This is a genomic window from Microbacterium sp. HMWF026, from assembly GCF_003061325.1.
Taxonomy (GTDB): Bacteria; Actinomycetota; Actinomycetes; order Actinomycetales; family Microbacteriaceae; genus Microbacterium; species Microbacterium testaceum_E.
The window spans coordinates 1-4,649 of sequence record NZ_QAJB01000067.1; the positions used below are offsets into that span (position 1 = coordinate 1).

The window sequence follows — 4,649 nt, forward strand, 5'->3', positions numbered from 1 at the left end:
GCTTCGGGCACCACGCCTCCGCCGCCGGCCCCGCCGGCCGGACCCCGGGTCTGACCCGATCGCGCTGAGCTCCCCGCCACGGCGGGGAGCTCAGTCGTTCCCGCGGGGCTAGCGTGGAGGCATGACCTCCGCCGCCCTTCCCCTCCGTCCCGTCGGTCGCTCCGGACTCCGTGTCTCGGCCGTGGGCCTCGGCTGCAACAACTTCGGTCGGGCCGGAACGGCCACCGAGACCCTCGAGGGGACCCGTGCCGTCCTCGACGCCGCGATCGAGGCGGGCGTGACCTTCCTCGACACCGCCGACGTCTACGGCCGCGAGCCCGGCCTGTCCGAGACCCTCATGGGAGAAGCACTGCAGGGGCGCCGCGACCGGGTCGTGCTCGCCACGAAGTTCGGCCATGCCGATCTCGCCCCCGCGCTGATCGGCGGGGCGAAGGCGTCGCGCGCCCACGTCCGGCGGGCCGTCGAGGCGTCCCTGCGCCGCTTGCGGACGGACTGGATCGACCTCTACCAGCTGCACACGCCCGACCCGACGACCCCGATCGACGAGACGCTCGACGTGCTCGACGACCTCATCCGCGAGGGCAAGGTGCGCTACATCGGCCACTCGAACTTCTCGGGCTGGCAGATCGCGGATGCCGATCACCGCGCGACGGGCGAGCGCTTCGTGTCCGCGCAGAACCAGTACAGCCTGCTCTCCCGCGCCGTCGAGCGCGAGGTGCTGCCCGCGGTCGAGCATTTCGGGCTGGGGTTCCTGCCGTTCTTCCCCCTGCACAACGGCCTGCTCACCGGCAAGTTCACCCGCGACGGCGGACCCGAGGGCAGCCGCATCATGCGCCAGCGCCCCCACCTGTGGCGCGATGCGCCGTGGGACGCCCTCGAGCGGTACGAGGCGTTCTGCGCACAGCGCGGCATCACCATGCTCGAGGCCACCTTCGGATGGTTCCTCGCCCATCCGCTCGTGTCGAGTGTGATCGCGGGGGCGACGAGTCCCGAGCAGGTCCGCGCCAACGCGGCGGCCGCGACGGCCTGGACGCCCACCGCGGACGAGGTCGCCGAGATCGACGGCATCCTGCCCCTTCCCGCCGACCCCGCCGCGGGATGAGCGGCTCGACGGCGGCCGCACGCGGCGCCTCCCCGGAACCGGCCCGGGCGTCGACTAGGATGACAAAGCCGTGCGTACCCGCCGGCGTAGCTGTCGGCCAACCGGAGGATCGTTCGTGCCCGAGGTGACCACACACACGCGCAGCGTCCCCCTGGACGACGGCACCCTCGATCTGGCCTGGGCCGCGACCACCGACACGGGTCGGCGGCGAGAAGTGAATCAGGATGCCGTCCTCGCGGACTACCCTCTCTTCGTCGTCGCCGACGGGATGGGCGGGCACCTCGGCGGCGAGATCGCCAGCGCGAGCACGGTCGACCGCCTGCGGGCCATGGTGGCCGGCGGGAGCGTTTCGACCAAGAACATCGAGAAGGCGCTGTCGCGCGCGGTGAAGGACATCATCTCGCACCCCGAGACGACCGACGAGGGCACGGGCACGACGCTGACCGGCGTGTACCTCGAGACCCACACCGACGAACCCCACTGGGTGACGCTCAACATCGGCGATTCACGGGTATATCTGCTGCGCGACGGCGAGATCGTCCAGGTCACGACAGACCATTCCGTGGTGCAGGAGCTCATCGCCGCGGGCCGGTTGAGCCCCGAAGAGGCCGAGAACCACCCCTACGGCAACGTCATCACGCGGGCCGTTGGCCCCAGCGACAGCGTCAAACCCGATTACCTGCGCCTCGACGTGCTCGACGGCGACCGCTTCGTGATCTGCTCCGACGGGCTCACCAAAGAGCTGACCGACTTCGGCATCCGGCACTTCCTCGAGGCCAACAGCGACCCGGCCGCCGCCGTCGAGGCGATGCTGGCCGCCGCGCTCGAGAACGGCGGCCGCGACAACATCACGATCGTCGTCCTCGACGTCGCCCGTCGCACCGCCTGAGAATATTCCTTGACCGCGGCCGGCCGCGGATTCTACGTTCGGCATATGACCTCCGCACCCGAACGGACCGACGGCAAGGGACTGGCCAGCGGCACTCTGGGGCTCTGGGGCTCGACCGTCATCGGTCTGGCATCCACCGCCCCCGTGTACTCGCTCGTCGCCACCCTGGGTTTCGTCGTCCTCGCGGTGGGCGCCCAAGCCCCCATCGCCTTCGTCCTGGCCTTCATCCCGATGCTGTTCATCGCCTTCGCGTACCGCGAGCTGAACAACGCCGTCCCGGACTGCGGGACGACCTTCACGTGGGGGACGAAGGCGTTCGGCCCGTGGGTCGGGTGGATGGGCGGCTGGGGCGTGGCCGTGGCGGGCATGGTGGTGCTGGCCAACCTGTCGCAGATCGCGGGCATCTATTTGTGGACCCTCGTCGGCGACGGCTCGCTGGCCGAGAACGTCCCGCTCGTCACGGCGACGGGGGTGGTCTTCATCGCCGCGATGACGTACGTCAGCTACCGCGGCGTCGAGATCGGCGAGCGCATCCAGAACGTCCTGCTCGCGGTGCAGTACCTCGTCCTCGCGCTGTTCGTCGTGCTGGCGCTGTGGAAGTTCTTCGACGGGACCGCCCCGAACCCGACGCCCTTCGACCTCGCCTGGTTCAACCCGCTGGGATTCACCGACTGGAGCGGGTTCACCGAGGCCGTGCTGCTCGCCCTGTTCATCTACTGGGGCTGGGACACCTGCCTCGCCCTCAACGAGGAGACGAAGGACCCCACGCGCATCCCCGGTCGGGCCGCGCTCCTGACCACCGTCATCCTGCTCGGGACGTACGTCACCGTCACGGTGGCGGCGATGATGTACGCGGGAGTGGGGGAGGACGGCGCGGGCCTGGCCAATCCCGACAACGCCGACGACGTGTTCCTCGCGCTGAAGGACGGCCTCTTCGGTCCGTTCGGCTGGCTGCTGGTGGTGGCGGTGCTCATCTCGGCGGTCTCGTCGACGCAGACGACCATCCTGCCCACCGCGCGCGGCACGCTGGCGATGGCGGCGTACAAGGCCCTGCCGGGGCGGTTCCGGACGGTGCACCCGACGTACCGCACGCCGTCGTTCTCGACCCTGGTGATGGGGATCGTCGCGAGCGTCTACTACATCGGCATGACGATCATCAGCGACAACATCCTGCAGGACTCGATCCTGTCGCTGGGTCTGGCGATCGCGTTCTACTACGCGATGACCGGGTACGCGTGCGTCTGGTACTTCCGCCGGGACCTGTTCTCGTCGGCGAAGAACCTCGTCTACCGCGGCGTCCTGCCCCTGCTCGGAGCGCTCATGCTGACCTACGCCTTCGTGCAGTCCGCGATCGACATGTGGGACCCCGAGTACGGCAACACCGTCCTGTTCGGAATCGGGGGGACTTTCGTGGTGGGCATCGGCGCGCTCGCCATCGGCGTGGTGCTGATGCTGATCTGGTACGCGTTCGCGGGGTCGAAGCCGTTCTTCCGCGGCGAGAGCCTGAACCGCGACACCGAGGTGCTCGTGCCCGAGGAGCCGATCGCCTACCCGCGCTCGGTCGACGGCGGGATCTGAGACCGCCGGTCGGCGTCAGACCGCGGAGCGGATGGCGCCGACCTCGCGGCCACCGCCCGAGATGCTCAGCGGCAGCAGGGCGAGGGTGTCCGCGACGTCCTGAGCCGACAGGGCTCCGACCCGCTCGAGCAGGCGCAACGCCACCGCCCATCCGGCCCGGTTGGATCCGTCGAGCATCTTCAGCGCGACCGTGGTGCCGTCGGGAGCCGTCATGACCTGCACGCCCTCGGCGCCCATCTTGCTGAAGACGCCCAGGCGCTCGATCACGATGGTGTCGGGACGCCCCGGTCCGTCGATGGTCCAGGCGTTCTCGCGCACCGCGCGCACCAGGGTGCCGGCGCTGCGGTGCAGGGCGAACGGCGAGCGCTCGGACGACGTGGCGATGCGCTGGATCGCTCGCGCCAGACCGACCAGGCTCATGGCGTAGACCGGGGCGCCGCAGCCGTCGATCGCCGTCGTCGTCATGCGTTCGCCGACGAGACGCTCGATCACCTCGCGGATGTGCACCTGCAGCGGGTGCTGGACGTCGAGGTACCCCTCGGTGGGCCAGCCGTTCGCCACGCACGTCACGAGCATGGCGGCGTGCTTGCCCGAGCAGTTCATGCGCAGCGGTGACGGCGCGGCGTGATCGCGCACCATCTCGTCGCGCGAGGCGGTGTCGGTGGGCCACGCGGCGGGGCACCCCAGGTCGTCCTCGGTGAGACCGGCGGACTGCAGGATGCCGCGCGCGACCTCGGCGTGACGCTCGGTGCCGCAGTGGCTCGCCATCGCGATCGCGAGGCGCTCGTCGGCGAGCTCGGCCCCGGCCGACAGGCACGCGAGCGCCTGGAGCGGCTTCATGCTCGATCGGGGGAGGAACGCGGCGGTCACCTCGCCCAGGGCCAGCTTCTCGGTGCCGTCGGCGGCCAGCACGACGGCGACGCCGTGATGGCGTGACTCGACGAAGCCGTTGCGTTCGACGACGGCGAGTTCGACGGAGGCGGGGGGCGTGGCGGGCATCCGACCATCGTATCCCGGTGGGTCCGGCGTTCCTCCGGCCCGCGCGGGCACGGGGGAGGGGCAGACTGGGGACATGAACGG

4 protein-coding genes are annotated in these 4,649 nt (G+C 70.4%); 3 read left to right on the forward strand and 1 reads right to left on the reverse strand.

Annotated features, from left to right (window positions below):
- The first annotated feature begins 121 nt into the window (after positions 1-121).
- The 3 genes from DBR36_RS03170 to DBR36_RS03180 all read left to right on the forward strand — a co-directional run bounded on the left by DBR36_RS03170 (position 122) and on the right by DBR36_RS03180 (position 3,569).
- Complete coding sequence (locus tag DBR36_RS03170; RefSeq protein ID WP_108317531.1) at positions 122-1,102, forward strand: aldo/keto reductase; 981 nt, start codon at positions 122-124, stop codon at positions 1,100-1,102.
- A 115-nt stretch (positions 1,103-1,217) separates the two neighbouring features.
- Positions 1,218-1,991 carry a PP2C family serine/threonine-protein phosphatase gene (locus DBR36_RS03175; protein WP_108317532.1) on the forward strand — a complete coding sequence of 258 codons (774 nt, stop codon included), beginning with the start codon at positions 1,218-1,220 and terminating at the stop codon, positions 1,989-1,991.
- A gap of 45 nt (positions 1,992-2,036) precedes the next feature.
- Entirely contained in the window at positions 2,037-3,569 is a 1,533-nt protein-coding gene (locus DBR36_RS03180) for an APC family permease (RefSeq protein WP_108317533.1), read from the forward strand.
- Positions 3,570-3,584: 15 nt separating this feature from the next.
- On the opposite strand, the gene DBR36_RS03185 is transcribed toward DBR36_RS03180, so the two are convergent.
- Positions 3,585-4,568, reverse strand: a complete 984-nt coding sequence (locus DBR36_RS03185) for an asparaginase (RefSeq protein WP_108317534.1) — start codon at positions 4,566-4,568, stop codon at positions 3,585-3,587.
- Positions 4,569-4,649 lie beyond the last annotated feature (81 nt).

What these genes read in the sequence shown, in the direction of transcription:
- DBR36_RS03185 (WP_108317534.1), bottom strand. Translation starts at nt 4,568, where the DNA reads ATGCCCGCCACGCCCCCCGCCTCCGTCGAACTCGCCGTCGTCGAACGC.
- DBR36_RS03180 (WP_108317533.1), top strand. Translation starts at nt 2,037, where the DNA reads ATGACCTCCGCACCCGAACGGACCGACGGCAAGGGACTGGCCAGCGGC.
- DBR36_RS03170 (WP_108317531.1), top strand. Translation starts at nt 122, where the DNA reads ATGACCTCCGCCGCCCTTCCCCTCCGTCCCGTCGGTCGCTCCGGACTC.